30 protein-coding genes are annotated in these 24,668 nt (G+C 70.5%); 12 read left to right on the forward strand and 18 right to left on the reverse strand.

Translation table 11 applies throughout. From position 1 onward, the window contains the following. Positions 1-497: 497 nt before the first annotated feature. A complete protein-coding gene (locus tag ACZ7L0_RS34475) occupies positions 498-1,391 on the forward strand; it encodes a LysR family transcriptional regulator (protein WP_471246478.1) in 894 nt (297 codons plus the stop codon). Here the strand turns inward: ACZ7L0_RS34475 and ACZ7L0_RS34480 are convergent. Further along, positions 1,330-1,797, reverse strand: a complete 468-nt coding sequence (locus tag ACZ7L0_RS34480) for an ATP-binding protein (RefSeq protein ID WP_471246479.1) — start codon at positions 1,795-1,797, stop codon at positions 1,330-1,332. The genes ACZ7L0_RS34475 and ACZ7L0_RS34480 overlap by 62 nt on opposite strands. A gap of 122 nt (positions 1,798-1,919) precedes the next feature. On the opposite strand from ACZ7L0_RS34480, the gene ACZ7L0_RS34485 reads away from it, so the two are divergent. Together ACZ7L0_RS34485 and ACZ7L0_RS34490 are read left to right on the forward strand one after the other, a co-directional pair. After that, entirely contained in the window at positions 1,920-2,783 is an 864-nt protein-coding gene (locus ACZ7L0_RS34485) for a helix-turn-helix domain-containing protein (RefSeq protein WP_471246480.1), read from the forward strand. Further along, on the forward strand, positions 2,780-2,989 hold the full coding sequence (locus tag ACZ7L0_RS34490; RefSeq protein ID WP_471246481.1) for a DUF397 domain-containing protein: 210 nt from the start codon (positions 2,780-2,782) through the stop codon (positions 2,987-2,989). The genes ACZ7L0_RS34485 and ACZ7L0_RS34490 overlap by 4 nt, the downstream gene beginning before the upstream one ends. Here ACZ7L0_RS34490 and ACZ7L0_RS34495 read toward each other — a convergent pair. Next, positions 2,943-4,871 (reverse strand): AMP-dependent synthetase/ligase, encoded by a 1,929-nt coding sequence (locus ACZ7L0_RS34495; protein WP_471246565.1) that lies wholly within the window; start codon positions 4,869-4,871, stop codon positions 2,943-2,945. The genes ACZ7L0_RS34490 and ACZ7L0_RS34495 overlap by 47 nt on opposite strands. Positions 4,872-5,106: 235 nt before the next feature. Beyond that, complete coding sequence (locus ACZ7L0_RS34500; protein ID WP_471246482.1) at positions 5,107-6,393, reverse strand: acetyl-CoA C-acetyltransferase; 1,287 nt, start codon at positions 6,391-6,393, stop codon at positions 5,107-5,109. Between the two features lie 84 nt (positions 6,394-6,477). Between ACZ7L0_RS34500 and ACZ7L0_RS34505 the strand changes: the two genes are divergently transcribed. Together ACZ7L0_RS34505 and ACZ7L0_RS34510 are read left to right on the forward strand one after the other, a co-directional pair. After that, positions 6,478-7,785 carry a 3-oxoacyl-ACP reductase gene (locus ACZ7L0_RS34505; RefSeq protein ID WP_471246483.1) on the forward strand — a complete coding sequence of 436 codons (1,308 nt, stop codon included), beginning with the start codon at positions 6,478-6,480 and terminating at the stop codon, positions 7,783-7,785. Positions 7,786-7,788: 3 nt separating this feature from the next. Next, positions 7,789-8,631 (forward strand): MaoC family dehydratase, encoded by an 843-nt coding sequence (locus ACZ7L0_RS34510; RefSeq protein WP_471246484.1) that lies wholly within the window; start codon positions 7,789-7,791, stop codon positions 8,629-8,631. Here ACZ7L0_RS34510 and ACZ7L0_RS34515 read toward each other — a convergent pair. The 13 genes from ACZ7L0_RS34515 to ACZ7L0_RS34575 all read right to left on the reverse strand — a co-directional run bounded on the left by ACZ7L0_RS34515 (position 8,613) and on the right by ACZ7L0_RS34575 (position 18,280). Continuing rightward, positions 8,613-9,278 carry a TetR/AcrR family transcriptional regulator gene (locus ACZ7L0_RS34515; RefSeq protein ID WP_471246485.1) on the reverse strand — a complete coding sequence of 222 codons (666 nt, stop codon included), beginning with the start codon at positions 9,276-9,278 and terminating at the stop codon, positions 8,613-8,615. The genes ACZ7L0_RS34510 and ACZ7L0_RS34515 overlap by 19 nt on opposite strands. Positions 9,279-9,324: 46 nt before the next feature. Beyond that, positions 9,325-9,624 (reverse strand): DUF4229 domain-containing protein, encoded by a 300-nt coding sequence (locus ACZ7L0_RS34520; protein WP_471246486.1) that lies wholly within the window; start codon positions 9,622-9,624, stop codon positions 9,325-9,327. 90 nt (positions 9,625-9,714) lie between these two features. Then, positions 9,715-10,239 (reverse strand): GNAT family N-acetyltransferase, encoded by a 525-nt coding sequence (locus ACZ7L0_RS34525; RefSeq protein ID WP_471246487.1) that lies wholly within the window; start codon positions 10,237-10,239, stop codon positions 9,715-9,717. A gap of 16 nt (positions 10,240-10,255) precedes the next feature. After that, positions 10,256-10,906 carry a UdgX family uracil-DNA binding protein gene (locus ACZ7L0_RS34530; RefSeq protein ID WP_471246488.1) on the reverse strand — a complete coding sequence of 217 codons (651 nt, stop codon included), beginning with the start codon at positions 10,904-10,906 and terminating at the stop codon, positions 10,256-10,258. Positions 10,907-11,021: 115 nt separating this feature from the next. Further along, the gene (gene mqnE, locus ACZ7L0_RS34535) at positions 11,022-12,185 is read right to left on the reverse strand and encodes an aminofutalosine synthase MqnE (protein ID WP_471246489.1); all 1,164 of its coding nucleotides are present in this window, start codon (positions 12,183-12,185) and stop codon (positions 11,022-11,024) included. Between the two features lie 80 nt (positions 12,186-12,265). Further along, entirely contained in the window at positions 12,266-13,411 is a 1,146-nt protein-coding gene (locus ACZ7L0_RS34540) for a hypothetical protein (protein ID WP_471246490.1), read from the reverse strand. Between the two features lie 274 nt (positions 13,412-13,685). Then, positions 13,686-13,946 (reverse strand): hypothetical protein, encoded by a 261-nt coding sequence (locus tag ACZ7L0_RS34545; RefSeq protein ID WP_471246491.1) that lies wholly within the window; start codon positions 13,944-13,946, stop codon positions 13,686-13,688. A 140-nt stretch (positions 13,947-14,086) separates the two neighbouring features. Continuing rightward, a complete protein-coding gene (locus tag ACZ7L0_RS34550) occupies positions 14,087-14,539 on the reverse strand; it encodes an Lrp/AsnC family transcriptional regulator (protein ID WP_471246492.1) in 453 nt (150 codons plus the stop codon). A gap of 77 nt (positions 14,540-14,616) precedes the next feature. Then, positions 14,617-15,273 (reverse strand): UbiX family flavin prenyltransferase, encoded by a 657-nt coding sequence (locus tag ACZ7L0_RS34555; RefSeq protein ID WP_471246566.1) that lies wholly within the window; start codon positions 15,271-15,273, stop codon positions 14,617-14,619. A gap of 55 nt (positions 15,274-15,328) precedes the next feature. Next, positions 15,329-15,478 carry a hypothetical protein gene (locus ACZ7L0_RS34560; protein ID WP_471246493.1) on the reverse strand — a complete coding sequence of 50 codons (150 nt, stop codon included), beginning with the start codon at positions 15,476-15,478 and terminating at the stop codon, positions 15,329-15,331. Between the two features lie 16 nt (positions 15,479-15,494). Further along, entirely contained in the window at positions 15,495-16,397 is a 903-nt protein-coding gene (gene mqnP, locus ACZ7L0_RS34565) for a menaquinone biosynthesis prenyltransferase MqnP (protein WP_471246494.1), read from the reverse strand. Beyond that, positions 16,394-17,851, reverse strand: coding sequence for a menaquinone biosynthesis decarboxylase (locus tag ACZ7L0_RS34570; protein ID WP_471246495.1), 1,458 nt, complete (start codon positions 17,849-17,851; stop codon positions 16,394-16,396). The genes mqnP and ACZ7L0_RS34570 overlap by 4 nt, the downstream gene beginning before the upstream one ends. Before the next feature lie 90 nt (positions 17,852-17,941). Continuing rightward, positions 17,942-18,280, reverse strand: coding sequence for a helix-turn-helix domain-containing protein (locus ACZ7L0_RS34575; protein WP_471246496.1), 339 nt, complete (start codon positions 18,278-18,280; stop codon positions 17,942-17,944). Positions 18,281-18,446: 166 nt separating this feature from the next. Here ACZ7L0_RS34575 and ACZ7L0_RS34580 point away from each other — a divergent pair, with 166 nt between their 5' ends. Beyond that, positions 18,447-19,001, forward strand: a complete 555-nt coding sequence (locus tag ACZ7L0_RS34580; RefSeq protein ID WP_471246497.1) for a TlpA family protein disulfide reductase — start codon at positions 18,447-18,449, stop codon at positions 18,999-19,001. 162 nt (positions 19,002-19,163) lie between these two features. Here ACZ7L0_RS34580 and ACZ7L0_RS34585 read toward each other — a convergent pair whose 3' ends face one another. After that, the gene (locus ACZ7L0_RS34585) at positions 19,164-19,661 is read right to left on the reverse strand and encodes a DUF3515 family protein (protein ID WP_471246498.1); all 498 of its coding nucleotides are present in this window, start codon (positions 19,659-19,661) and stop codon (positions 19,164-19,166) included. 31 nt (positions 19,662-19,692) lie between these two features. On the opposite strand from ACZ7L0_RS34585, the gene ACZ7L0_RS34590 reads away from it, so the two are divergent. The 4 genes from ACZ7L0_RS34590 (at position 19,693) to ACZ7L0_RS34605 (ending at position 22,639) form a co-directional block, all read left to right on the forward strand. Then, complete coding sequence (locus tag ACZ7L0_RS34590; RefSeq protein WP_471246499.1) at positions 19,693-20,214, forward strand: RICIN domain-containing protein; 522 nt, start codon at positions 19,693-19,695, stop codon at positions 20,212-20,214. Between the two features lie 79 nt (positions 20,215-20,293). Further along, positions 20,294-20,566, forward strand: coding sequence for a PLD nuclease N-terminal domain-containing protein (locus ACZ7L0_RS34595; protein WP_471246500.1), 273 nt, complete (start codon positions 20,294-20,296; stop codon positions 20,564-20,566). Positions 20,567-20,962: 396 nt separating this feature from the next. Continuing rightward, the gene (locus ACZ7L0_RS34600; RefSeq protein ID WP_471246501.1) at positions 20,963-21,154 is read left to right on the forward strand and encodes a hypothetical protein; all 192 of its coding nucleotides are present in this window, start codon (positions 20,963-20,965) and stop codon (positions 21,152-21,154) included. Positions 21,155-21,526: 372 nt separating this feature from the next. After that, complete coding sequence (locus ACZ7L0_RS34605) at positions 21,527-22,639, forward strand: helix-turn-helix transcriptional regulator (RefSeq protein ID WP_471246502.1); 1,113 nt, start codon at positions 21,527-21,529, stop codon at positions 22,637-22,639. A gap of 9 nt (positions 22,640-22,648) precedes the next feature. Here the strand turns inward: ACZ7L0_RS34605 and ACZ7L0_RS34610 are convergent, their stop codons facing one another. After that, positions 22,649-22,969: an ArsR/SmtB family transcription factor gene (locus tag ACZ7L0_RS34610; protein ID WP_471246503.1), complete on the reverse strand. Its 321-nt coding sequence runs from the start codon at positions 22,967-22,969 to the stop codon at positions 22,649-22,651. A gap of 260 nt (positions 22,970-23,229) precedes the next feature. On the opposite strand from ACZ7L0_RS34610, the gene ACZ7L0_RS34615 reads away from it, so the two are divergent. Continuing rightward, on the forward strand, positions 23,230-23,697 hold the full coding sequence (locus ACZ7L0_RS34615; protein WP_471246504.1) for a nucleoside deaminase: 468 nt from the start codon (positions 23,230-23,232) through the stop codon (positions 23,695-23,697). Continuing rightward, positions 23,660-24,655 (forward strand): isopenicillin N synthase family dioxygenase, encoded by a 996-nt coding sequence (locus ACZ7L0_RS34620; RefSeq protein WP_471246505.1) that lies wholly within the window; start codon positions 23,660-23,662, stop codon positions 24,653-24,655. Before ACZ7L0_RS34615 ends, ACZ7L0_RS34620 begins: the two co-directional genes overlap by 38 nt. Positions 24,656-24,668 lie beyond the last annotated feature (13 nt).

Here is a 24,668-nt window from a genome sequence, read left to right on the forward strand (position 1 = left end):
GCGCCCCCTCACCCCGGCCGGGAACGCAGCCCACGGAAGGGGATATGAGGCTTGGGACCCCGCCTTTCCGGGCCGCTCGCTCGCTTCTCCCTCGTGCTGGAGCGGCCCGGGTCAAGGGTCGGCCGGAGGCCGATCGGCGAAGCCGACGCGTAGCGCCCTTGAGGCGGGGCGTGGAAGCACGACAATGACCAAGAAGCGGGCGGCCCCCACGGCAACTCACCCAGCAGGCGGTCGGGTGGCCTACCCTCGCGGCGCTAGCTCCAGTACGTGGCGGTCGTCGAGGGGCAGCGAGGATCTCGCGAACGGGTGGTGTCGGGGGTCAACTGCGTGTGTGTTTGTGGTCGGCACCCGCTCCCTCTTCCCCGGCCGGGGTCCGGACCTCGGACGGGGGGTGGGAGCGGGTTGCCGCCTGGGCCCGGGTCAGATCGTCTTACGGTGGGTCGGGGGGAGTCAATCCTTGGGAATTGTCGGCGGACCCAAGTGTTAGCTTGGGGGTCGTGACCCTCGACGACCTGCGTGTGTTCGTGGCCGTGTGCCGGGGCGGGAGCCTCAGCGCGGTGGCCCGGGAGCTGGGGTGTACGCAGTCGGCGGTGAGCCAGCATGTGAAGCGGCTGGAGCGGGAGACGGGGGTCGCGCTGCTGGAGCGGCAGCCTCGTGGGGTCGTGCCCACGCAGGCTGGGCGGATACTCGAAGCCGCCGCCGCGGAGGGGATTTCCGGACTCGATCTCGCCGTACGGCAGTTGCGGGATCTGGTGGACGGGCACAGCGGGTACGTGCGTGTCGCCACCGGCGCCACGACCGTACGGCACTTCATGTCCGACGCCGTCGTCCGGTTCCGCCGGCGGCACCCCAAGGTGAGCCTTGAGTTCCGGACCGTCAGTTCCGGGCGCGGCAGCTTCGACGCCCTCGCCGACGGCAGGCTCGACCTCGCCTGGATCACCCTCGGCCCTCCCGTGCGCGGGATCGAGCAGCGGGCGGTGGTCGAGCTGCCCTGGGTGCTGGCCGTACGGGCCGACGATCCGCTCGCCCGGCTGCCGTACCTCGACGCGGGCGAGCTGCGTGACGTACGGCTGATCCGGCTTCCGCCCAACTCCGCCTCCGCCGCCCATCTCGACGCCGCCTGCGCCGAGTCGGGCGTGCGGTTCGCCTATGACACCAGCGTCGCCGACTGGGACACGGCCCTGCTGCTCGCCGAGTTGGGGGTCGGGCGGGCCGTCGTTCCCGCCGTACCCGGGCTGCCCGTACCCGGTGACGGGGAACTCCGGCTCGTTCCCCTTCCCGGGCTGCGGGCCCTGCCCGTCGGGTGGGCCGTGCGCCGCTGGGACGCGCTCAGTCCTCCCGCCCGGGCGTTTGCCGACACCGTCGTGGAGAGCTTCGGCCAGGGGACTTGAGGGCCACTTCCGCCCACACCGTCTTGCCCGGCGTGCGCTCCGCCACTCCCCAGGTCCGCGACAGCAGCGATACGAGGAGCAAACCTCTGCCTCCCTCCTCGTCCTCCGTGGCGAACCTCAGGCGCGCCTCTCCCCTCGGGTCGCTCACCTCGATTCGGAGAGTCTCCCCGGGGAGCAGCAGCAGGCGGAGTTCGAAGTCACGGCCGGGAACCTTGCCGTGCGTGACCGCGTTCGCCGCCAACTCGGCCACGACGTGCTGTGCGGTGTCGTTCACTTCTCCCTCGTGGGGATAGCCCCAGGTCGCCAACTGGTTGGCCGTGAGGCGGCGGGCCAGGCGCGCACCTCTCGGCGTCGAGCTCAGGCGCTGGGTCAGTTCGGCGGTGGGGGTGGAGATTTGCGAGTTCACGTGACAGAGCGTGGCCGCTTCTCTCTACCCTGACCAGGAGTGACCTGGCGACTTTCCGTAGCCGTACGGGTGCCGTGCGTCGGGCGTACGGGTCGTCGGGCGTGACCGTGAAACGGGGTGCCGTGACTGAAGAGGGCGAGCGGAGGCCGGAGACCCCGGCGGAGGCCGACGGTACGACGGGGTTGTTCACGACGCTGGGCAAGCAGCTGAAGGTACTGCGGGAGCGGAAGGGGCTGACGCAGAGGGAATTCGGGCAAATGGTCTCGTACGGTCCCGATGCGATCTCGGCGATGGAGAGGGGGGTGCGGGTTACTCAGCCGGAGTTGCTGGAGAAGGCGGATGAGTTGCTGGACGGGGACGGGGTTCTCACTGCGGCGATCCCCGAGGTGAGGGAAGCGATCAAGAAGGCACGGACACGGCATCCGGAGTGGTACCGGGGCTACGCGTCGCTGGAGGCGCAGGCCGTTTCGCTCTACGACTACAGCACGATGGGGATCCTGGGGCTGCTGCAGACGGAGGAGTACGCGCGGGCGGTCTTCACCCAACGACACCCCCCACTGGATGAGGGGACCATCGAGAAGCGGGTGGCCGACAGGCTTTCGCGGCAGCAGCTCTTCGAGAGGTGGCCACCGCCGGAGTGCAGTTTCGTCATGGAGCAGGCAGTACTGGAGCGGCCGATCGGTGGTCTCGCAGTTCACGAGGAGCAGTTGCGGCAGTTGCTGCGCATCGGGCGGATGCGGAACGTACAGCTTCAGGTGATGCCGACATCGCGCGCTGAACACCCCAGTCTGGGTGGCTCGTTCACGCTGCTCATTCCCAAGGGGAAGGAGCAGGTGGCGTACATGGAGAGCCAGGGGTATCCGCGCCTGATCACCGACCGAGAAGAGGTACGCATCCTCGCAGCCCGCTATGGGATCATCCGGGCGCAGGCGCTCAACCCGCACGAGTCCCTGGAGCTGATCGAAAAGATGCTGGAAGAACGATGACCATAGAGCAGCTGACCTGGTTCAAGTCGAGCTACAGCGATGGTGAGGGCGGCCAGTGCCTCGAAGCCGCCCTAACCCCCCAAACCATCCACATCCGCGACTCCAAATCCCCCACCACCCCCCACCTAACCCTCTCCCCCACCACCTGGGCCACCTTCCTCACGACCTGTAAAGCCCTTCCACCTGCTCCGCGAAGTCCCGCATAACCACCTGTCGCCGCAGCTTCATCGACGGTGTCAGATGGCCCGCCTCCTCCGTGAAGTCCACGGGCAGCACGGCGAACCGCCTGATGGACTCCGGCCGGGACACCAGCTTGTTGGCCTCGTCCACCGCCCGTTGCAGTACCGCCGTCAACTCCTCGTCTCCCACGAGGAGTTCGGGCGGGACGGGATGCTTGCCGTTCATCAGGCGCCAGTGGGTGATGCCGTCGGGGTCGAGGGTGATGAGTGCGCTGACGTAGGGCCGGGCGTCGCCGATGAGCATGCACTGGGAGATGAGGGGGTGGGAGCGGAGCCAGTTCTCCAGGGGGGCGGGGGCGACGGACTTGCCGCCGGCGGTGATGAGGAGTTCCTTCTTGCGGCCGGTGATGGTGAGGTAGCCCTCGTCGTCGAGTTCGCCGATGTCGCCCGTGGCCAGCCAGCCGTCCCTCGTCGCGGGGACCACTCCGCCCGCCTGGGGGTCCCAGTAGCCCCGCAGTACGTGGTCGCCCGAGATGAGGATCTCGCCGTCCGCCGCGATGCGGACCTTGGTGCCGGGCAGGGGCCAGCCGACCGTGCCGAGGCGGGGTTTGAGGGGTGGGGTGACAGTGGAGGCGCCGGTGGTCTCGGTGAGGCCGTAGCCCTCGAAGATCTCGATGCCGGCGCCCGCGTAGAAGGCGGCCAGGCGGCGGCCGAGCGGGGAGCCGCCGCAGATGGCGTACCGCACCCGGCCGCCCATCGCGTTGCGGATGCGGCGGTAGACGAGGGGGTCGTAGAAGGTGCGGGCGGTCTTCAGGGAGCGGCTCGGGCCGTTGCCGGTGCCGGTCTGCTGGGCTTCGAGGGCCTCGCCGTACCGCCTGGCGGCTCCGGCGGCGCGGTCGAAGGTGGACAGGCGTCCGCCCGCTTCCGCCTTGGCGCGGGCGGAGTTGAAGACCTTCTCCAGCATGTAGGGGATGGTGAGCAGGCAGGTCGGTCTGAACGCGGCCAGGTCGGGCAGCAGGTCTGCCGCCTTCAGGCTGGGGGCGTGGCCGAGCCGTACCCTCGCCCGTACGCACGCGATGGCGACCATGCGGCCGAAGACGTGGGACATCGGCAGGAACAGCAGCACCGACACCTCCTCGCCCGACTTCGCCTTGAAGACGGGGTGGAGGAGTTCGATGGCGTTGTCGATCTCGGCGAAGAAGTTGCCGTGCGAGAGGGCGCAGCCCTTGGGGCGGCCGGTGGTGCCGGAGGTGTAGATGAGGGTGGCGAGGGTGTCGGGGACGAGCATGCCCCGGCGTACGGCGACCTCCGCGTCCGGCACCTGGGTGCCCAGTTCCGCCAGGCGGTCGATGTGGCCCTTGTCCATGATCCACACGTGGTGGAGGTCGGGGAGGCGTTCGAGTTCGGGGCCGATGGCGGCGGCCTGGGCGGCGGTCTCGGTGGCCAGGGCGACGGCGCCGGAGTCCTGGAGGATCCAGCGGGTCTGGAAGACGGAGGACGTGGGGTAGATGGGGACGGTTACCAGGCCGGCCGCCCAGGCGGCGAAGTCCAGCAGCGTCCACTCGTATGTGGTGCGGGCCATGACGGCGATCCGGTCGCCCGGGGTGAGGCCTTCGGCGATCAGGCCTTTCGCGACCGCTTGTACCTGGGCGGCGAACTGGGCCGCCGTCACGTCCGTCCAGCCGCCGTCGGACGTCTTGCGGCTGAGGACGACCGCGCCGGGGTCCGCCTCCGCGTTGTCGAACGGCAGGTCCGCGAGTGATCCGTGGGTGACCGGTGGGGCGAAGGGCGGGACGGACGCCTCCCGGACCGCCCCGTCCAGGCGGCGGGTCTCGGGTTCGACGAGGATCGGTACGCCGTCGTAGTCGGTGGCCTGTACGGGGGCGCCGGAGGGGGCGCCGGAGGAGATGGGCGCGTTCGGGTATGGGGTGGACACGGGCGGCTCCTCGGGCGTGCAGCGTGAACTGCTTGCTGCATGACGTACGTGCCTCGCACACCGAGGCGTTCACCGACGGCCCTGTCGCAGAAAGGGGTTACCGGCGGTTAGGCAGGTGATCGTACGAGGCTCCTGTGGTGGGCTTGTGCTGGTTCCGGGATGGTCCGGAGCCAGGCCTGTGCAATCTCGTGGGTTAAGTGACGATGGTTCACGTTCGCTCCAGGACGGCCGTCACACCCTGGCCGCCTGCCGCGCAGACCGAGATCAGCCCGCGTGCCGGGCCCTCGCGCTCGGCCAGCAGTTTCGCGAGCGTGGCGACGATGCGGGCGCCGGTCGCGGCGAAGGGATGGCCGGTGGCGAGGGACGAGCCCGCGACGTTCAGGCGGGTGCGGTCCACGGGGGCGAGGCCGCGCTTCTCCCAGGCCGCCAGGGTCGCCAGCACCTGGGAGGCGAAGGCCTCGTGGACCTCGATCAGGTCGAAGTCCACCATCGTCAGGCCCGTCCGCTCCAGCATGCGCGGGACCGCGTACGCGGGTGCCATCAGCAGGCCGTCCTCGCCGTCGGCCACATCGCCGTGCACGAAGTCCACGGCCGCCGTCTCGTAGGCCGTGAGGTGGGCGAGCGGTCGCAGGCCCCGCTCCGCCGCCCACTCCTCCGACGCCAGCAGGACCAGGGCGGCACCGTCCGTGAGGGGGGTGGAATTGCCCGCCGTCATCGTGGGGTCGGGGTCCTTCAGGCCGAACACCGGTTTCAGGGTGGCCAGTTTCTCCACCGTCGATCCGGGGCGCAGGTTCTGGTCCCGGGTCAGGCCGCGGAAGGGCACCACCAGGTCCTGGAAGAGGCCGCGTTCGTAGGCCGCCGCCAGCCGCTGGTGGCTGGTCGCGGCCAGTTCGTCCTGGGCCTCGCGGGTGATGCCCCAGGCGCGGGCGGTGACGGCCGCGTGCTCGCCCATGGAGAGGTGGGTGCGGGGCTCGGCGTTGCGGGGGATGTCGGGGAGGAGATGAGCCGGGCGGACCTTGGTGAGGGCCTTGAGGCGGGCGCCGGCGGTTTTGGCCCGGCGCGCCTGAAGGAGGATGCGGCGCAGGTCGTCGTTGACGCCCAGGGGCGCGTCGCTCGCGGTGTCCACGCCGCCCGCGACGGCCGACTCGGTCTGGCCGAGGGCGATCTTGTTGGCGGCGGCGATGATCGCCTGGAGGCCGGTGCCGCAGGCCTGCTGGATGTCGTAGGCGGGGGTGCGCGGGTCGAGCCGGGAGCCGAGGACCGTCTCGCGGGCGAGGTTGAAGTCGCGGCTGTGCTTGAGGACGGCCCCGGCGACGAACTCGCCGACGGCTCCGGGGGCTTGCAGGCCGAAGCGCTCGACCAGGCCGTTCAGGGCCGCCGTGAGCATCTCCTGGTTGGAGGCGGTGGCGTACGGGCCGTCCGCGCGGGCGAAGGGGAGGCGGGTTCCGCCGATCACCGCGACCCGGCGGGACCGAGGGGGTTCAAGGGTGTTCATCTCGACCTGCTCCTCACCCCGACATAGGCTTACCTCCGGTAACCTTACTCCAGAGTAAGCATTTCGAGCCCCTGGGAGTCGGAGATGGCCGACCGCTATCTGAGCTTCACCGGCACCGCGCCCGGCCGCTTCCTGACCCGCCGCCTGGGGCTGCCGCAGCCCGCGCCGCTGAAGCGCCGGTCGGAGCGGGAGCACTCGCTCGGCGGTCCGCTGCTCCACCTCACCGCCGGCAAGTCCGGCCTCGACCCGGCCGCCGTCCTCGCCCGTACGGGGCTCACCGCGGACCCGGACTCCCGGCAGCCCGCCGCCGTGGTCCTCGACGCGACCGGTGTCCGGGACGTCGAGACGCTGGCCGAGGTGCACGCGGCGCTGCACCCGGTCGTGCGGTCGGTCGCCGCGAGCGGCCGGGTGGTGGTGCTGGGCGCCCCGCTCGACCCCGCCGACCACCACCAGGCCGCCGCCCAGCAGGCCCTGGAGGGCCTCACCCGGTCCCTGGGCAAGGAGATCGGGCGGGGCAGGACCGTCAACCTGGTCCGGCTCACCGACGCGGTCGCCGCCGAGTCCACCCTCCGCTTCCTGCTCTCCCCCAGGTCGGCCTACGTCAGCGGCCAGGTCATCGGCGTGGGCGACGGGCAGGTCACCGCCCCCGGCGACTGGGAGCGGCCCCTGGCCGGGCGCACCGCGCTGGTCACCGGCGCCGCGCGCGGGATAGGCGAGGCGGTCGCGGGGACGCTGGGCAGGGACGGGGCCCGGGTGGTCGTACTCGACGTACCGGCGGCGGAGGCGGACGCCCGCGCCGTCGCCGAACGGCTCGGCGGCACCGCCCTCACCCTCGACATCACCGCCGCCGACGCGGGTGAGCGGATCGCTGCGGCGCTGCCCGACGGGCTGGACGTGCTGATCCACAACGCCGGGATCACCCGGGACCGGCGGCTTGTCAACATGCCCGCCGAGCGGTGGAGTTCGGTGCTGGAGGTCAACCTCGGGAGCGTGCTGCGCACGACCGACGCGCTGCTGGCGCGCGGCACCCTGCGCTCCGGCGGGAGGATCGTGGCCACCGCCTCGATCGCGGGGCTGGCCGGGAACGCGGGGCAGACGAACTACGGCGCGAGCAAGGCGGGGGTCGTGGGGCTGGTGCGGTCACTCGCGCCGCGGGCGCTCGCCGAGCACGGGGTGACCGTGAACGCGGTCGCGCCGGGGTTCATCGAGACGAGGATGACGGCGGCGATTCCGCTCCTCGTCCGAGAGGCCGGGCGGCGGATGAACTCCCTCGCCCAGGGCGGGCTGCCCGTCGACGTCGCCGAGACCATCGCCTGGCTCGCCCACCCGGCCTCCGGTGCGGTCAACGGGCAGGTCGTGCGGGTCTGCGGCCAGAGCCTGCTGGGGGCGTAGCGCATGACCGAGCTCACCGGCCTGCCCTCCCTGCCGCCGCTCCTTCTGCGGGGCGCCCTCCTCTCCCCCTTCAAGCGCCCCCGGCCGGAGGCGGAGTGTCCCCGCGAGCGGCTGGTGCTGCCCGGTCTGCGCGTGGACCTCGCGCGGCTGGCCGCCTACGAGCGGGTGTGCGGCTTCCCGACCGGCGCGGACACGCTGCCGGTGACGTATCCGCATGTGCTGGGCTTCCCGCTGGCCATGCGGCTGATGAGCGGCCGGGACTTCCCGCTGCCGCTGCTCGGGCTCGTCCATACGTCGATCGAGATGACCCGGCGGGGGGCGGTGGCGGTGGGTGGGACGTACGAACTCACCGTGTACGTGGAGGGTTTGGTGCCGCACCGGCGCGGCACCGAGGCGGTCGTGATCACGGAGCTGCGGGCGGGCGGGGAGGTGGTGTGGGAGTCGCGGAGCACGTATCTGGCGCGGCACCGCACGAGCGGCCCCATGACGCGAACCACCGCCCCCTCCCCTGAAGACAAGCCCCCGCCCCCTGTCGACGAGTGGCGGCTCGGCGGGAACGTAGGGCGGCGCTACGGTGCCGTCTCCGGCGACCGTAACCCGATCCACCTCCACCCGCTGGCCGCCCGCCTCTTCGGCTTCCCCCGTGCCATCGCGCACGGCATGTGGACCGTGGCCCGCTGTCTGGCCGCGCACGGGACGCCGGAGGCGGTGCTGGTGCGGGCGGAGTTCCGGGCGCCGGTGCTGCTGCCGGGGGCGGTGACGTACGCGGCGGAGGGCGGGCGGTTCGAGTTGCGGGGCGGCGAGAAGGTGCACGTGGCGGGGGACATCTACCCGCTGGTCTGCTGAGCCGCCGGGGCCGGCGGCGGCCAGGGCCGCCCGTCCATCAGGTTGCCCAGGCCCGCCCACGCGAAGTTCATCAGGGTGGCCGCGGCCTGCCGGGCGGTGACGCCCGGGGTGGCGTTGGCCCAGGCGGCGAGGGACTCGGCGGCGCCGACCAGGGCCTCGGCGAGGCCGGCGACCTCGTGCTCGGGGAGGCCGGGTTTCCGGTGGGCCTCGCGGGCGGCGACGGCGATCAGCTGGGTGACGAAGGCGACGATCTCCTCGCGCATCGCGGTGACCTCGGCGGCGAAGGGCTCGCCGTGGGTGCGGGCCTGGAGGTGCAGGACGGACCAGCCGTCGGGGTGCTCGGCGGTGTGCGCGAAGAAGGCCTGGAGTCCGTCCCAGAGCTGGCGGTCGGCGGGCAGGCCCGGGCGGACCCCGGTGCGGACGGCCTCGGTCAGGGCCTTGGCCTCACGGCGGATGCACGCCGTGAAGAGGTCTTCCTTGGAGTTCAGGTAGAGGTACACCAACGGCTTGGAGACGCCCGCCAGTTCGGCGATCTCGTCCATCGACGCGGCCATGTACCCCCGCTGGCCGAAGGTTCGTACGGCGGCGTCCAGCATCTGCTGCTCCCGCACCGCGCGCGGCATCCGCTTGGTCTTCACGGCACCCATGGGGCAAGAGTAGTTGGGGGCGCCGTGCGCATCCCCGGGCCTGTGCTCAGGAGGTCTGGCCCTGGGTCCGTGCGGAGTCGTCGGCCAGGTCCTCCTGGCTGCGGTTGGCCTCCAGGTTGGCCTTGGCGCGGTCGACCTTCTCGACGATCTGCACCGACGCCCGGTCCCGCTCCTTGCGCAGCACCACGAAGCTGATCGGCGCCGAGATCACCATGGCGAGCAGCAGCACCCACAGGAAGTTGGAGTTGCCGAAGGCGCGCGGGAAGACGCCGGCGTAGACGAGGCCCCAGACGACCACGAGGCAGCCCGCGAAGATCCCGAGGCGCATCAGCGTGTAGCGGAGCATCTCAATCCACTCTTCCGTTCCGAAACGACCGAACACCCCAAAGGGCCATCGTCCAGTGAAGCACGCCCGGCCCCCGATCTTGGCAGGGGGTCACCCGAGGTGCAGCAGCATGGTGATGTCGTCCCGGTCGTCCCCGGGCGCCACCCGGATCGCGTCGGGCACCCGGCCGACCTCCTTGTAGCCGCAGGAGCCGTAGAACCGTTCCAGGCCGAGTCCGCCCCGGCAGCCGAGGCGTATCGCTTCGATTCCGTCGAAGCCGCGGGCCGCGTCCTCGGCGGCCGCCAGCAGCTCGCGGCCGTACCCCTTGCCCTGGTGCTTCGGGTGGACCATCACCGTGTACAGCCACACCCAGTGCGTCATCAGCCGGTGCGTGTTGAAGGAGAAGAAGGCGGTCGCGGCGACCTCGCCCGTCTCGTCGTGTCCGACCAGGAGCCGGTGGCGTCCCTCGGCCATCGCGGCGAGGTGCTTGACCAGCTCGGGGCGTATGTCCTCGCGGGTCACCGGCGCCACGAAGCCGACGGCTCCGCCCGCGTTGGTGACGTCGGCCCACAGGTCGAGGACGCCGTCACGGAGGGCAGGGGTGACGGCGGGGTCGAGCGTGAATGTAAGGGGCATGGGGGGATGGTATCTATTACCCCAGGGCTTGTGCAGCCACTTTCAGATCCGCCACCAGTCCCCTGTACGCCCCCTCCCGGTCCTCCGCCCGCAGCACCGCCGACGGATGCACGGTCGGCACCAGCCGCTCCCGCCGCCCGTGGATCTCCCGCTCCAGCACCGTCCCGCGCACCTCGTTCACCCTGAACGACGACCCGAGCAGCGCCTTCCCGGCCGTGGCGCCCAGCACCACGATCAGCTCGGGTTCGACCACCGCCAGCTCGGCGGCCAGCCAGGGCCCGCACGCCGTCATCTCGCGCAGGGTCGGCGTCTTGTGGATACGGCGCTTGCGGGGCTCGGCCTGCGTGAACTTGAAGTGCTTGACCGCGTTGGTGACGTACGCCTCGCCGGGGTCGATCCCCGCCTCCGCGAGCGCCTTGTCCAGCAGCTTCCCGGCGGGCCCCACGAACGGCCTGCCCTGCCGGTCCTCCTGGTCGCCGGGCTGCTCCCCGACCAGCATCACCCGCGCGTTCTCGGCACCCGCGCCGAAGACCGTCTGGGTGGCGTCGTCGTGCAGCGGGCAGCCACGACAGTCCGCGGCAGCCCGCCGCAGGGCGGTGAGACCGCCGTGGTCAGGGACGAAGGGAGCGGCCGTGTAGGCGTCCTCAGGGGCTCGTGCGCCGACCATGTGGTCCGGGTACCCGCCATGGGGGTCCTGACCGCGTTCCGGCTGAGGTCGCGGGTGGGCCGGGCGCGGTCGTACGGGGCTCACGTCCGCCCAGTACACCCGCGCCCGGCGGGGATCACACGCGCATCGGCTGGGGGGACTCCCGGCGCGCCGGGTCCGGGCCCTCGTACTCGCGGATGATCTCGTACCGCGTGTTGCGCTCCACCGGACGGAAGCCCGCGTCCCGGATGAGGTCCAGCAGGTCCTCGCGGGTCAGCTTGTTCGGGGTGCCGTAGTTGTCGGCGTCGTGCGTGATCTTGTACTCGACGACCGAGCCGTCCATGTCGTCGGCACCGTGCTGAAGGGCCAGCTGGGCGGTCTGCACGCCGTGCATCACCCAGAAGACCTTGACGTGCGGGACGTTGTCGAACAGCAGCCGGGAGACGGCGAAGGTCTTCAGGGCCTCGGCGCCGGTCGCCATCTGGGTGCGGGCCTGGAGCCGGTTGCGGACCTTGCCGTCCTGCATGTCCACGAAGTCGTGCTGGTAGCGCAGCGGGATGAACACCTGGAAGCCGCCGGTCTCGTCCTGCAGCTCACGCAGCCGCAGCACGTGGTCGACGCGGTGGCGGGGCTCCTCGATGTGGCCGTACAGCATGGTGCACGGGGTCTTGAGGCCCTTCTCGTGCGCCAGGCGGTGGATCCGCGACCAGTCCTCCCAGTGGGTGCGGTGGTCGACGATGTGCTGCCGGACCTCCCAGTCGAAGATCTCCGCGCCGCCGCCGGTGAGGGACTCCAGGCCGGCGTCGATCAGCTCGTCGAGGATCTCGGAGGCGCTGAGCCCGGAGATCGTCTCGAAGTGGTGGATCTCGGTGGCGGTGAAGGCCTTCAGCGACACGTTCGGCAGGGCGGCCTTCAGCTCGCGCAGGGAGCGCGGGTAGTACCGCCACGGGAGGTTGGGGTGCAGCCCGTTGACGATGTGCAGCTCGGTGAGGTTCTCCGACTCCATCGCCTTGGCGAGCTTGACCGCCTCCTCGATGCGCATCGTGTACGCGTCCTTCTCGCCCGGCTTGCGCTGGAAGGAGCAGTAGGCGCAGGACGCGGTGCACACGTTCGTCATGTTGAGGTGGCGGTTGACGTTGAAGTGCACGACGTCGCCGTTCTTGCGCGTCCGCACCTCGTGCGCCAGCCCGCCCAGCCAGGCCAGGTCGTCCGACTCGTACAGCGCGATGCCGTCCTCGCGGGTCAGCCGCTCACCGGAGCGGACCTTCTCCTCAAGTTCACGCTTGAGCCCGACGTCCATGCTCACACCTTTCTACGACAGAACCCCCCAACCGTACGCCCAGCCTGAGCCGGACGTACGGAAGGGGGGTTACGGCAGGATCAGAACCTGCCGTAGCGGCCGGTCAGGTCGGCCTCGGGGCAGGCGACCGAACCGATCAGGCAGGCGACGCTCGCGTACTTGCGCTTGTAGACGTCCGTCACCTGCCCGCCGTCATAGATGTAGATGTAGTTGTTCGGGAACAGCCGGTGCTTGCCGGAGCGGATGGTCCAGTTACCGCTCTTGGTCAGGTTCATGGTGAAGGCACCGTCGGCGGCGCCCTTGACGCCGCCCAGCCCGCTGCAGAACGGGTTGGTGGCGTGCACGACCATGCGCACGTCCACGTAGTTGCTGCCCGACCCCAGCTTCTTGGCGTAGGTGTTCCGGGCGCTGGCGGTCTTCTTGGTCACGTACCGGCCGGTCGACTTCACATACACCTTGGTCGGGTGGATGTCCTTGTTGGCCGTCACCTTCTTGTTGCTCCAGGTGACGGTCGCGTGCAGGGCGAAGCGGTACTTGTCCGACTTCCAGTTGAAGTCGGAGTGCGAGTCGCCGCCGAACTGGAAGTTCCGGCCGTAGTCGCAGCCCGCCAGCGGGGCGTCGACCTTCTTCTGCGGGATGAAGCCGACCCAGCTCAGCGTGGACGTCGATGCGGTGCCGGCCGCGGTCGCCCGGCCGACCGCCTGCTTACGCAGGTCCTTCAGCGACCCGGAGGCCGGAACGGACACCTTCATGCCGTACCGGCGCGCCTGCGGGTCGCCGTTCTCGGGCAGCAGCGGCACGACCTGGTAGTCGTACCGGGCGCCGGGCTTGACGGTCGTGTCGCGGAAGGACGTCACACCCGCGCCCAGGGTGGCCACGTCCTTGCCGTCCCGGGCGATCACATAGCGGGCGTCCTGCGCGTAGCCCTTCCAGGACAGCTCGACGAAGCCCTTGCCGGTCGCCGAGGTGATGCCCTCGCGGGCCATGGAGGTGTCGACGACCGCGGCCTCGCCCGACGCGGCCCGCACCACGCCGAAGCCCTGCGCCTTCAGCGCCTTGCCCTCGGCGCTGTTCGCGGCGAAGCCGGAGACGTCCGTCAGTTCGTGGGAGGTCAGCGCGGACACGGAGAACGCGGCGGCGGCCGGCCGCGGGCCCTGGTCGGCGGAGGCGGACGTGTGGAACCCGGTCGCCACCAGCGCGAGCGGGGCCACCGCCAGCGTTGCCACCTTTACGGAGCGCGAGAGCTGCAAGTTTCTTCCCCTTCGTCCTCTGCTATGCCGTGGCCCTGAGGCGTGCCCCTTCGGGCGCCTTTGTCAGGGCTACGCCAATGACCCTAGGCAGCGGGCGAGTGGGGCATAAGTGACTCATGGGGCAGTGGACGGGTGGGCAGTGCCCGAAAGGGCAACAGGTCACCGGCACGCACGGCGCCCCGCCGACCGGAGGGCCGACGGGGCGGAAGAGGAACGCTGCGGTGCGGGCTCGAGGGCCTGTCGGGCGGACTCAGATGACGGCGACGAGGAAGACCGGGTAGAGCACGCCGAGGGAGCCGGTGGCGAGGCCGATGGCGCTCGCGCCCCGGCTGAGCCTGCGGGCCAGGCCGAGCAGGCCGAAGGTGACGGCGAGGCTGCCGGCCAGCAGGGGGATCGCGATGCCGACGAAGCCGGACAGCACCGCGGCGATCGAGGCGACGATGCCGAGGACGAGCGAGACCGGCCCGTAGAGGGTCGCGGGGCTGTCGGTGGATGCGGTTCCGGTGGCCATGCCAGTTCCTCACTGTGGGGCGCCGGAGTGTCCGGCGCACAGGCTGAGCGCGTCCTGCGTTCCCATCATGGCATTTCAACCAGGGCCCCACGCCGGGGAGTCCGGCTTCCACGGCCAGCCGTAACCGATCACTCCCCGGGTCACTCCTCGGGCAGTTCGCCCACCCGGTTCTCCCACTTCGTGGACAGCACGATCGTGGTACGGGTCCGGGAGACGCCCTTCGTCCCGCTGAGCCGCCGGATGATCCGCTCCAGCCCGTCCACGTCCGTCGCGCGCACCTTGAGCATGAAGGAGTCGTCCCCCGCGATGAACCAGCAGTCCTCGATCTCCGGGAGGTCCTTCAGCCGGCCCGCCACGTCCTCGTGGTCGGCGGCGTCGGAGAGCGAGATGCCGATCAGGGCGATCACGCCGAGGCCGAGCGAGGCGGAGTTCACAGTGGCCCGGTAGCCGGTGATGACGCCGGCCGCCTCCAGCCGGTTGATGCGGTCGGTGACGCTGGGTCCCGACAGGCCGACGAGGCGCCCCAGCTCCGCGTAGGAGGCCCGGCCGTTCTCCCTCAGGGCCTGGATGAGCTGCCTGTCCACCGCGTCCATGCGATCGAAGCCTTCCGGTGAAAAGTTCTTGGAGTGATGAGAGGTACTGCCACTGACTCGACTTGCTCAGACGGCGTTCATGTCGTGCGGGTTGCGTCACCGCCGCCGAGTTCGCCCCGCCAGCGGCGGTAGAGCCGGTGCTCCACTCCCGCCGCGTCGAGTACGCGTCCGGCGACGAAGTCGACCAGGTCCTGGATGTGGGTCGCGCCCGCGTAGAAGGCCGGCGAGGCGGGCACCACGGTCGCGCCCGCGTCGTCGAGCGCGACCAGGTGGCGCAGGGTCTGGCCGTTCAGCGGGGTCTCGCGGACGGCGACGACCAGCGTGCGGCGCTCCTTGAGCGTGACGCTCGCGGCCCGCTGCAACAGATCCTTCGACAGCCCGAGCGCGACCCCGGCCACGCAGGCCGTGGAGGCGGGCACGATCAGCATCCCCTTCGCCGGGTACGACCCCGACGACGGCCCGGCTGCCAGGTCCCCCGCGCTCCAGTAGCGCACCCCCGTGACGTCCACCGCGAAGGTGTCCGGCTTCCCGTCGGCCCCCCTCGCGAGCCATTCCCGCAGGTCGTCCCGCCAGTGCGCGTCCCGGAACGAGATCCCCGTCTCGTCCATCAGCGTCAGCCGCGACGCCCGGCTGACCACCAGGTCCACCCGTTCCCCGGCCTCGAGAAGCCCTCGCAGCACCGCCGCCGCGTACGGCGTTCCGGAAGCTCCGGACACCCCCACGATCCAAGGCACGCGCTGCGTTTCTCCTGCGTTCACACCTTGAGCGTACCGGCGGGCCGGGCGGTGTTCAGGACGGGCCGGGCGCCTCGGGATCCACGGGAAGGCGGGTGGTGTCGACCGTGAGGTGTCCGAGCTTCGTCTCCGCGGTCAGCTCGTCCCCGTAGGCGCTGATGAAGCCCCACTCCGGGCCCAGCTGAGGTTCCAGCTGGGCCCACACCCTCATGATGGTCCCGTCAGACGGTCAGACCCCGAACCAGAAGATCGAGCAGCGCACACACGAACAGGGCAATGCCGATGAACCCGTTGACGCTGAAGAACGCCCTGTTCACCCGCGAGAGATCATGCGGCCGCACGATGGTGTGCTCGTAGACGAAGGCTCCCGCGACGATCACCAGGCCCAGCCAGAAGAACGGGCCGGCGTGGGTGGCGAGGGCGTACCAGACGAACAGAGCCGTGGTGATGGCGTGGCACACCCGCGCGCCCCATACGGCGGCCGGGATGCCGAAGCGGGCCGGGACGGACATGACGCCGATCTCGCGGTCGGTCTCGACGTCCTGGCAGGCGTAGATGAGGTCGAAGCCGCCGATCCAGATGCCGACGGCGAGACCGAGGATCACCGCGTCCCAGGACCATTCGCCGCTGATCGCCAGCCAGCCGCCGACGGGGCCCATCGCCTGGGCGAGGCCCAGGATGGCCTGCGGGAAGTTCGTGAAGCGTTTGCCGTAGGGGTAGACCACCATCGGGATCACGGCGACGGGGGCCAGGGCCAGGCAGAGCGGGTTGAGCAGGGCCGCCGCGCCCAGGAAGACCACCAGGGCGACCAGGGCGCCCGTCCAGGCGTGGCGGACGGACATCGCGCCGGTGACCAGCTCGCGGTGGGCGGTGCGCGGGTTACGGGCGTCGATCTCGCGGTCGATGATCCGGTTGACCGCCATCGCGAAGGTCCGCAGGCCCACCATGCAGATAGTGACCAGCAGCAGGCGGCCCCAGTGGATGTTCCTGTCCCACTGGTACATCGCGGTGAGGGAGGCGATGTAGGCGAAGGGCAGGGCGAAGACGGAGTGCTCGATCATCACCAGGCGCAGGAACGCCTTGGTGCGTCCCGGCTGGGGGATCGCCGCGGAGGCGGTGCTCACAGGCCGTACTCCTTCCAGCGGCGGTCGACCTTCGCCGCCGTCTCCGGGTCCGACAACACCATGTCCGGCCAGCCCCCGTCCCGGGTATAGCCCTCCTCGGGCCACTTCTTCGTCGCGTCGATACCCGCCTTGCCGCCCCAGAACTGCTGGTAGGAGGCGTGGTCGAGGTGGTCGACGGGGCCCTCGACCACCGTGAGGTCGCGGGCGTAGTCCGTGTTGCCGAGGGCGCGCCAGGCGACCTCGTGGAGGTCGTGGACGTCGCAGTCGGCGTCGACGACCACGATCAGCTTGGTCAGCGACATCATGTGTGCCCCCCAGATCGCGTGCATCACCTTCTGCGCGTGCTTGGGGTACTTCTTGTCGATCGAGACGATCGCGCAGTTGTGGAAGCCGCCGGCCTCGGGCAGGTGGTAGTCCACGATGTCCGGGACGATGATCTTCAGCAGGGGGAGGAAGAAGCGCTCCGTGGCGCGGCCCAGGGGGCCGTCCTCGGTCGGGGGCCGGCCCACGACGATCGACTGCAGCAGGGGGCGGCGGCGCATCGTCACGCAGTCGATCTTCAGCGCGGGGAAGGGCTCCTGCGGGGTGTAGAAGCCGGTGTGGTCGCCGAAGGGGCCCTCGGGGAGCATCTCGCCCGGCTCCAGCCAGCCCTCCAGTACGACCTCGGCGTTGGCCGGGACCTGGAGCGGGACCGTCTTGCAGTCGACCATCTCGATCCGCCTGCCCGCGATGAACCCGGCGAAGAGGTACTCGTCGATGTCGCCGGGGAGGGGGGCGGTGGAGGCGTAGGTGACGGCGGGCGGGCAGCCGAAGGCGATGGCGACCGGGAGGCGCTCGCCCCTGCGCGCCGCGACCTGGTAATGGTTGCGGCTGTCCTTGTGGATCTGCCAGTGCATGCCGATGGTGCGCCGGTCGTGGCGCTGGAGGCGGTACAGCCCGAGGTTGCGGATGCCCGTCTCCGGGTCCTTGGTGTGGGTGAGCCCCAGGTTGAAGAAGGAGCCGCCGTCCTGGGGCCAGGTGAACAGGGCGGGCAGCGCGTCGAGGTCCACCTCGTCGCCGCGCAGGACGACCTCCTGCACCGGCGCGTGGTCGGACTTCACCTTCTTCGGCGGTACGTGCGTCATCGCGCCGAGCTTGCCGAAGGCCTCGCGCACACCGACGAACCCGTGCGGCAGCTCGGGGCGCAGCAGCCCGCCGATCTTGTCGCTGATCTCGCCGTACGACTTCAGGCCGAGCGCCTTCAGCAGCCGCCGGTCGGTGCCGAAGACGTTCATCGCGAGGGGCATGGAGGAGCCCTTCACGTTCTCGAAGAGCAGCGCGGGACCGCCGGACTTCTGCACCCGGTCGACGATCTCCCCGACCTCCAGATACGGGTCGACCTCGGCCTTGACGCGCTTGAGGTCCCCTTCGCGCTCCAGTGCCCTGAGCAGGGAGCGAAGATCGTCGTATGCCATGTGTCCCAGTATCGGCCACCGGCTGGTCGGGTCCGGTCACCGGGGGCCTCGGGGCCCGCGCCGGTGTGAGTCAGCGGCTGCCGAAGAGGGTCACCGGGCGGACACCTCCACCCGCCGTGCCGGTTCGTACTCGGGCTCGTTCCGGCACGCACACCGCGCGTCGTCGCACAGGGTGTCGTGGACGAGCACGGACAGGACGGCGGCCTGCAGTCGCGTCTCCTGGTCGAGTTTCTCCACGATCCGCGCGATGTGGGCCTTCACCGTGCGCTCGGCGATGGACAGTTCGCGCGCGAGCTGGCGGTTGCCCAGCCCGGTTCCGAGAAGAAGCAGAACCTCCTTCTCACGGTCGGTCAGGCGGTTTATCTTGTTGATTCCCCGTACCGGTTCGACACCCGTACGCCGGTAGGCACACGCCACACTTTCGGACATGGCAAGTCCTTCCTGATCCCGGCCGGCCTCCCAGCAGAGCCCCGTGCCCTGGGTGCGGCAGCGATCGGAGATCAACCTAGTACCTCGCTCTGACAGCAGCATGCCAAAAACAAACCGGGGTATCGGCCCTCAGGGCGGGGGAGGCCGGCTGGGATACTCGTCGACCATGAAACGTCACCGTCGGCTGCCAGTACTGGCGTTGCTGCTCACGATGGCCGGGTGTGCGCCCCAGCAGGAGGCCGGCACCGCCCCCGCCTCGCTGCTGACCCGTGTTCCGGTCGCCGACCGTGTCGCCGCGGCCGACCTCACCGGCACCACCCTCGACGGTGCGGCCGTCCACCTGGCCGACTACCGCGGCAAGGTCGTCGTCCTCAACGTCTGGGCCTCCTGGTGCGGCCCCTGCCGGGCCGAGTCACCCGAACTCTCCCGGGCGCAGGAGCACTTGAAGGACAAGGGCGTCCAGGTGCTGGGTGTCGACACGGACGCCGAGCGGGGCAAGGGCCGCGCGTTCCAGCACGAGCACGGCCTGGTCTATCCCAGCCTGCACGATTCCGGCAGCCGGCAGCTCGGCCGCCTGCCCAAGCGCTATCTGCGGCAGGTCCTGCCGTACACGCTGTTCATCGACCGCAGCGGGAAGATCGCCGCCAGCTATGTCGGTCCGCTCACCGAGGCCGGCGTCCGCGACGCCACGCGCCCCCTGCTGAGCGAAAAGGCCCACTGACACCGGGGCGCCACCGCCCCCTCCCGAAAGGGCAGTTCCCTTCGGGGCACCTCCCTTTCGGACCTCGTGCACCCTCCCCTGTCGCGGCTACGTTCGATCCCGGCCGGGCGCCGACACGGGCCCGCCGCGGCCACTCGACGGGGGAAGGAAGAGAAGTGCGGGTCAACTGCCGTTCGCATCGATGCACTTCGCGTTCTGCCGCACCGGCGCGACCAGTCGGCTCATCTCCAGGAGCACGGCGTCGGTCTCCGGTACCGAGTCCGAGACCGACACCTCCACGGCCGGGCGCCTGCCGTAGGTGATCAGGTACTTCCGCCCGTTCCGCGACCTGGCTTCCTCCAGCACCCAGTCCACTCCACTCACGGTGACGCACAGGTCCTTCGACGGGGGCGGCGGATTCAGGCCGCACCGCAGCTCCACCGCCCCGCGGCCCCATACCGCGAGCCCGTCGAACGTGACCCGGTCGCGCTCGCTGCCGGCCAGGCGGTCCGGGTAGCGGGCGGCGATCCGCGCGCACTGCGGGTCCTTCGCCAGCGGGCCCTGCCGCAGGTCGAAGACCGGCGAGGCCACCTCGTACGCCACCAGTATCCCGCCGACCGTCAGGCCTGCCGCGGCCAGACCGGCCGCCGCCCAGGACCTACGAGACCAACTGCCCACCACGAACGCCCCTCCCGATCAAGGAGAAACCATCATGCACGCAGCCGTCCGCGGCCTCGTCGTCGCCGGTGCCTTCAGCGCCGCCTTCGCGACCGTCGCCCCCGCGACCGCCGCGCCCGCCTCGACCGGGGCCCCGGCCCGTCAGGCCGCCGCCTACGAGAACGTACGCCTGGAGAAGGTCTGGGGGCCCACCGGCCGCTGTCTGTCGATGAACGGCAGCACCAGGACGGACGCCCAGCTCCGGCTCGCCAAGTGCAACCGGGACGCCACGCAGAAGTGGACCCTGAAGCGCAACTCCCACGGCTACTACACCATCAAGAACAAGAAGTCCGGCAAGTGCCTCGGCGTCAAGAGCACCAGGACCGGCACCCGCATCACCCAGCACCGCTGCAACACCTCCAAGGTCCAGCAGTGGAGCCTGGGCGGCAGCGCGATCTACAACGTGGCGACGTCCAACAAGGTGATCACCTCCAAGACCAGCACCCCGGGCAGCTACCCGGTCATCGAGAAGATCAGCGACTCGAAGCGCGCGCAGCAGGAGTGGGGCACCTCCTGACGGAGACCCGGTACCGGGCCAGCCGCTACGCTGGCCCGGTCCCCGGGGTCCTCCCGCTCGTTATGGAGATCGCACCACCATGCTGAGGTATCTGCCGTTTCTGCTGGTCCTGGCGCTGTGGATCTACGCCTTCGTGGACTGCCTGAACACCCCCGAGGAGGAGGTGCGCGCCCTGCCGAAGGTGGCCTGGGTGATCGTCATCCTGCTCTTCGGCGAGGTGCTGGTCGGCCCGATCGCCTGGCTGGTCGCCGGAAAGGTGCGCGGCACCCGGGCGCGGTGGGTCGCCCCCGACGACAACCCGGACTTCCTGAAGTCCCTCGGCAAGGACGAGCCCCGGCGGTCCGAGGACTGACGCGGGGCCATCGCCGTGTGAGCGGGTGATGGTACATCGGCGACGAGAAGCGACATTCAAGGGGCCGGTTACCAAAGGAAGTTGCACAACTTTTTTCGAGCTACCCGATGGTAACAACCACCTTCGTATTCAAGGGAGTGATTCGAACACACCCTTTACATACAAGGCGTCAGCTGGCGGGTGCACAAGAATGTCGACTCATCTATTCGAACACTTGGGACGCACCGTCGAGATACGGCCACATGGCCCGCGACAACGTCCAATTGACCCACATGAGTGATACGGGTTCCGCGCCCGACACCCGGTAGTCTCCTCCCTAGCTCTTCTCTGTGCCGGTGCCTGTGGGCGCCGTACGGGTTCGACAGGCCCGGTTACACAACAGAGAGGAGCAGGTCCGTGGCTAGCTCTGACCAGCCGAGCGACCGGGACGACGCCGTCCCCCCTTTTCGGGAGAGCGCCGGTTCCGCGCGCGGCGGCCCAGAGCCGGACCTCGGTGACGCGTCGCGCAGACGTCGGGTGCGCGTGGTCGGAGAGTGCCTGTACTGGCTCGTCCGGCTGATGCTCGACCTGTACGACAACGGCGGATGAGGCTGGCACCTCACCCGCCGTCAGTTACCGAATAGCCGGTACGTGGGCCCGTGCTCAGGTCCAGCCGGACACGGGCCCACGGTCGCTTTTTCGGTAAGTCGTAGCGGAGCAGCACGCTCCGGGACATTCCCCACTGTAGGCATCCCCCGAGAAACCCACCCCCGCTTGCGCGCTAATCCTCGCGGCTGTGGCGCGGTCCGGGAACCCAAAACAGTTCTAAGCGGTACCACTGTACAGGGATTGAGCTGCAAAAAGTTCCCTAAGCACTCTCCAGGATGAATCGCCTTACGCGAAGATGGACCTGAACGGTACCGCCGGAGATTAGCAGGGTTAGTTGAACGGCTAACGGGCTGACGAGAGGAGTCGGCGGCAATGGCTCGTGGCACGGCGAACTTCGACGGCGCCGCCCTGCGGCTGGTCCGCCTGACCCGCCCGGTCGACGGCAGGCTCCTCAGCGCGGAGGCCGTGGCCCGGCTCCTGGGCACCTCCAAGAGCCGCGTCCTGGCCTACGAGAACAACACCTCCAAGCCGGATCCCAAGCGCATCGCGCAGATCAGCGACCTCTTCGACGTCCCGGCCCGCGAACTGCGCACCAAGCGCGCCCTGGCCGACATCCACGGGCTGCGCTGCCAGAGCGGCCTGACCATCGCCGAGGCGGCGGCACAGGTCGGCATAAGCCGCAGCAGCTACACCAACATCGAGCGGTACGCCCTGCTCCCGGTGCGGGACGACGGGACCGTGCGCATGAACCTGGCGCGCGTCTTCGGCGTCTCCCCCGCCGTCATCGACCGTGCGCTGCTCCGGCACCCCGAGGCCGTCGCGCGCCAGACCGAGCTGGCCGAGCAGCTGCGGGTCGTCTTCCGGCGGGCGCACCGGGAACACACACCCGCCGTCATCGACGCCGACGACGCGCTGCTCCAGCACATCGCGTCGCTGCTGCAGCGGCCGACGCGCGTGGCCTGCCGCCTCGTCAACGCCGAACTCGACGCCTACCGCGAGCTGTTGCGCGACCACGCGCGGATGAAGGTCGACGAGGCCTTCGCGCAGACCGCCTCGGCCGCCGCCCGCGCCCGCGGTCGCCGCACCCGGCTGGAGACGCTGATCGAGGGCGCGGCGCCGACCGCCGCCAAGGCCCTGAGCAGATTCCTCTCGGAGGCCATGAACGTCCGGCAGTGGCGCCTCATGGTCGCCCTGGCCAACACCGGACCCGACGGCATCGCCCTGTCCAGCACGACCCGTTACGCCTCCGCCGAGGACCTCACCGCACTTCAGATCCGCCAGCATGCCACCGTGGTCCAGCGCGGCGACCAGACGTACGCCGTGCCCACCGACAACGGGCTCACCACGGTCCGCAACAACTACGCCCGCTACGGCCGCCTGTACCCCCGGGTGCCGACCCCCAGCCTGAGCCACTACTGGGAACAGCGCCGGCGCCCCAAGATCCTCGTACGCCCCGCGGGTCGGCCGGCACAGGAACCGTCCTGAGCCGCCGTCTCAGTCGCCCCTGAGCACCAGGTCCAGCAGCCCCGGGAAGCGGGCGTCGAACTCCGGCCGCCGCAGCCGGTTGACCCGCCTGGGGCCCTCGTCGCGCTGCTCCACCAGGCCCGCCCCGCGCAGCACCGCGAAGTGGTGGCTGAGGGCCGCCTTGCCGACCGGTACGTCGAAGCCGCCGCAGCTGCGGGCCCACTCGGCGGACCCGGCCAACTCCCTGACCAGCGCGGCGCGTACGGGGTCGGCGAGCGCGGCCAGCGCGGTGAGGACGGGGACGTCCTCGGGGTGGGTGTGCTCGGGGGCGGCCCGATGACCGGTGGCCATGTCGTCCTCCTCGCCGGGGCGGATCACTTACCGGGTGTTCGACGGAAATCTTACGCTCCGGTGTGACGCGTCACCCCTGCTGCGCGACACCATCGCCGCGATGGTCGGGGTAGTCGGCCAGCCGGTCATCGACGCGGTGCGGAGGATCGTCGAGATCATGGGGGCTCAGCCGGGGCGCCGGGCCCGGGCCACGTCCAGGTCAGCCGCGTTCCTTCCCCGCGCTGTGATCGAGCCGGGGTGCAGAGGGGGAGAGTAGGGACATGGATCAGGCACAGGCACGCACCTGGCTCGCCGCCGCCGTCGCCGAGGCCCGCGCCGGCCTCGCCGAGGGTGGCATCCCGATCGGTGCCGCGCTCTACGGCCCCGACGGCACCCTCCTCGGCCGCGGCCACAACCGCCGTGTCCAGGACGACGACCCCTCCATGCACGCGGAGACGGCCGCCTTCCGCGCGGCGGGACGGCAGCGGACGTACCGGGGCACCACGATGGTGACCACCCTGTCCCCTTGCTGGTACTGCTCCGGCCTGGTGCGGCAGTTCGGCATCTCGCGGGTGGTGATCGGCGAGGCGGTCACCTTCCACGGCGGGCACGACTGGCTCGCCGGGAACGGGGTGCAGGTGGTCCTCCTCGACGACCCCGAGTGCACCGCGCTGATGCGCGAGTTCATCGAGAAGAACCCGGCTCTGTGGAATGAGGACATCGGCAGTGCGGACACCGGCAGTGACTGAACCCCGTATCCCCACCATCGATCTGCGGCCGTGGGCGGACGGCGGCCCGGACGACCGCGCACGGATCGCCCGCACCGTCGACGAGGCCCTCCAGAGCGCCGGATTCCTGCTGGTCACCGGGCACGGCGTGGACCCAGGCCTGCGGGCGCGGATCCGGACGGCCGCGCGCGCGTTCTTCACGCTCCCCGTCGAGGTCAAGGAGGCGTACGAGGCGAAGGTCGGCGGGCGCGGCTGGCTCGGCCCCGGGGCGGAGGCCAACGGGTACGCGGAGGGGACGCGGACCCCGCCCGACCTCAAGGAGTCACTGACCTTCGCGACGCACGAGCCCTTCGAGGACCCGGTCGTCAACGCCGAGTGGTACGCGCCGAACGTGTGGCCCGCCGAGGTGCCCGAGCTCCGGCCGCTGTGCGAGGAGTACCTGGCGGGGATGGCCGCGCTGGAGAAGCGGCTGCTGTCCCTGCTCGGTCACGCCCTCGGGCTCGAACCCGACTTCTTCAGCCGGCACATGGACCGTCCGACGTACGGCTTCAACATCAACTGGTACCCGGGGACCGAGGTGATCGGCGAGCCCCGGCCGGGCCAGTTCCGGATCGGGCCGCACACCGACTTCGGGACGGTCACCATCCTGGACCGGCAGGCGGGCAAGGGCGGTCTCCAGGTGTACACGGACGAGGGCGGCTGGGAGGACGCGCCCTACGATCCGGCGGCCTTCACCATCAACGTCGGTGACCTCCTGGCCCGTTGGACCGGCGACCGATGGCGGTCGGGGCGGCACCGGGTGCTGCCGCCGCCCTCGGACGCGCCCGCCGAGGAGCTGATGTCGCTGGTGTACTTCGGCGAGTGCACCCCGGGGACGCTCGTCGAGTCCGTGCCGGCGCCGGTGGGCCGGGTGGCGTACGAGCCGGTCGACTCGCATGTTTATCTGCGGGAGAAACTGGACTCGATCACCGTCGGCTGACGCTCCGGCGAAT

Source organism: Streptomyces sp. NPDC039424, from assembly GCF_055639495.1.

Coding starts and splice junctions, on each gene's coding strand:
- ACZ7L0_RS34490 (WP_471246481.1), top strand. CDS start 2,780: ATGACCATAGAGCAGCTGACCTGGTTCAAGTCGAGCTACAGCGATGGT.
- ACZ7L0_RS34500 (WP_471246482.1), bottom strand. CDS start 6,393: ATGAACACCCTTGAACCCCCTCGGTCCCGCCGGGTCGCGGTGATCGGC.
- ACZ7L0_RS34505 (WP_471246483.1), top strand. CDS start 6,478: ATGGCCGACCGCTATCTGAGCTTCACCGGCACCGCGCCCGGCCGCTTC.
- ACZ7L0_RS34510 (WP_471246484.1), top strand. CDS start 7,789: ATGACCGAGCTCACCGGCCTGCCCTCCCTGCCGCCGCTCCTTCTGCGG.
- ACZ7L0_RS34515 (WP_471246485.1), bottom strand. CDS start 9,278: ATGGGTGCCGTGAAGACCAAGCGGATGCCGCGCGCGGTGCGGGAGCAG.
- ACZ7L0_RS34520 (WP_471246486.1), bottom strand. CDS start 9,624: ATGCTCCGCTACACGCTGATGCGCCTCGGGATCTTCGCGGGCTGCCTC.
- ACZ7L0_RS34525 (WP_471246487.1), bottom strand. CDS start 10,239: ATGCCCCTTACATTCACGCTCGACCCCGCCGTCACCCCTGCCCTCCGT.
- ACZ7L0_RS34530 (WP_471246488.1), bottom strand. CDS start 10,906: ATGGTCGGCGCACGAGCCCCTGAGGACGCCTACACGGCCGCTCCCTTC.
- mqnE (WP_471246489.1), bottom strand. CDS start 12,185: ATGGACGTCGGGCTCAAGCGTGAACTTGAGGAGAAGGTCCGCTCCGGT.
- ACZ7L0_RS34545 (WP_471246491.1), bottom strand. CDS start 13,946: ATGGCCACCGGAACCGCATCCACCGACAGCCCCGCGACCCTCTACGGG.
- ACZ7L0_RS34550 (WP_471246492.1), bottom strand. CDS start 14,539: ATGGACGCGGTGGACAGGCAGCTCATCCAGGCCCTGAGGGAGAACGGC.
- ACZ7L0_RS34570 (WP_471246495.1), bottom strand. CDS start 17,851: ATGGCATACGACGATCTTCGCTCCCTGCTCAGGGCACTGGAGCGCGAA.
- ACZ7L0_RS34575 (WP_471246496.1), bottom strand. CDS start 18,280: ATGTCCGAAAGTGTGGCGTGTGCCTACCGGCGTACGGGTGTCGAACCG.
- ACZ7L0_RS34580 (WP_471246497.1), top strand. CDS start 18,447: ATGAAACGTCACCGTCGGCTGCCAGTACTGGCGTTGCTGCTCACGATG.
- ACZ7L0_RS34590 (WP_471246499.1), top strand. CDS start 19,693: ATGCACGCAGCCGTCCGCGGCCTCGTCGTCGCCGGTGCCTTCAGCGCC.
- ACZ7L0_RS34595 (WP_471246500.1), top strand. CDS start 20,294: ATGCTGAGGTATCTGCCGTTTCTGCTGGTCCTGGCGCTGTGGATCTAC.
- ACZ7L0_RS34605 (WP_471246502.1), top strand. CDS start 21,527: ATGGCTCGTGGCACGGCGAACTTCGACGGCGCCGCCCTGCGGCTGGTC.
- ACZ7L0_RS34610 (WP_471246503.1), bottom strand. CDS start 22,969: ATGGCCACCGGTCATCGGGCCGCCCCCGAGCACACCCACCCCGAGGAC.
- ACZ7L0_RS34615 (WP_471246504.1), top strand. CDS start 23,230: ATGGATCAGGCACAGGCACGCACCTGGCTCGCCGCCGCCGTCGCCGAG.
- ACZ7L0_RS34620 (WP_471246505.1), top strand. CDS start 23,660: ATGAGGACATCGGCAGTGCGGACACCGGCAGTGACTGAACCCCGTATC.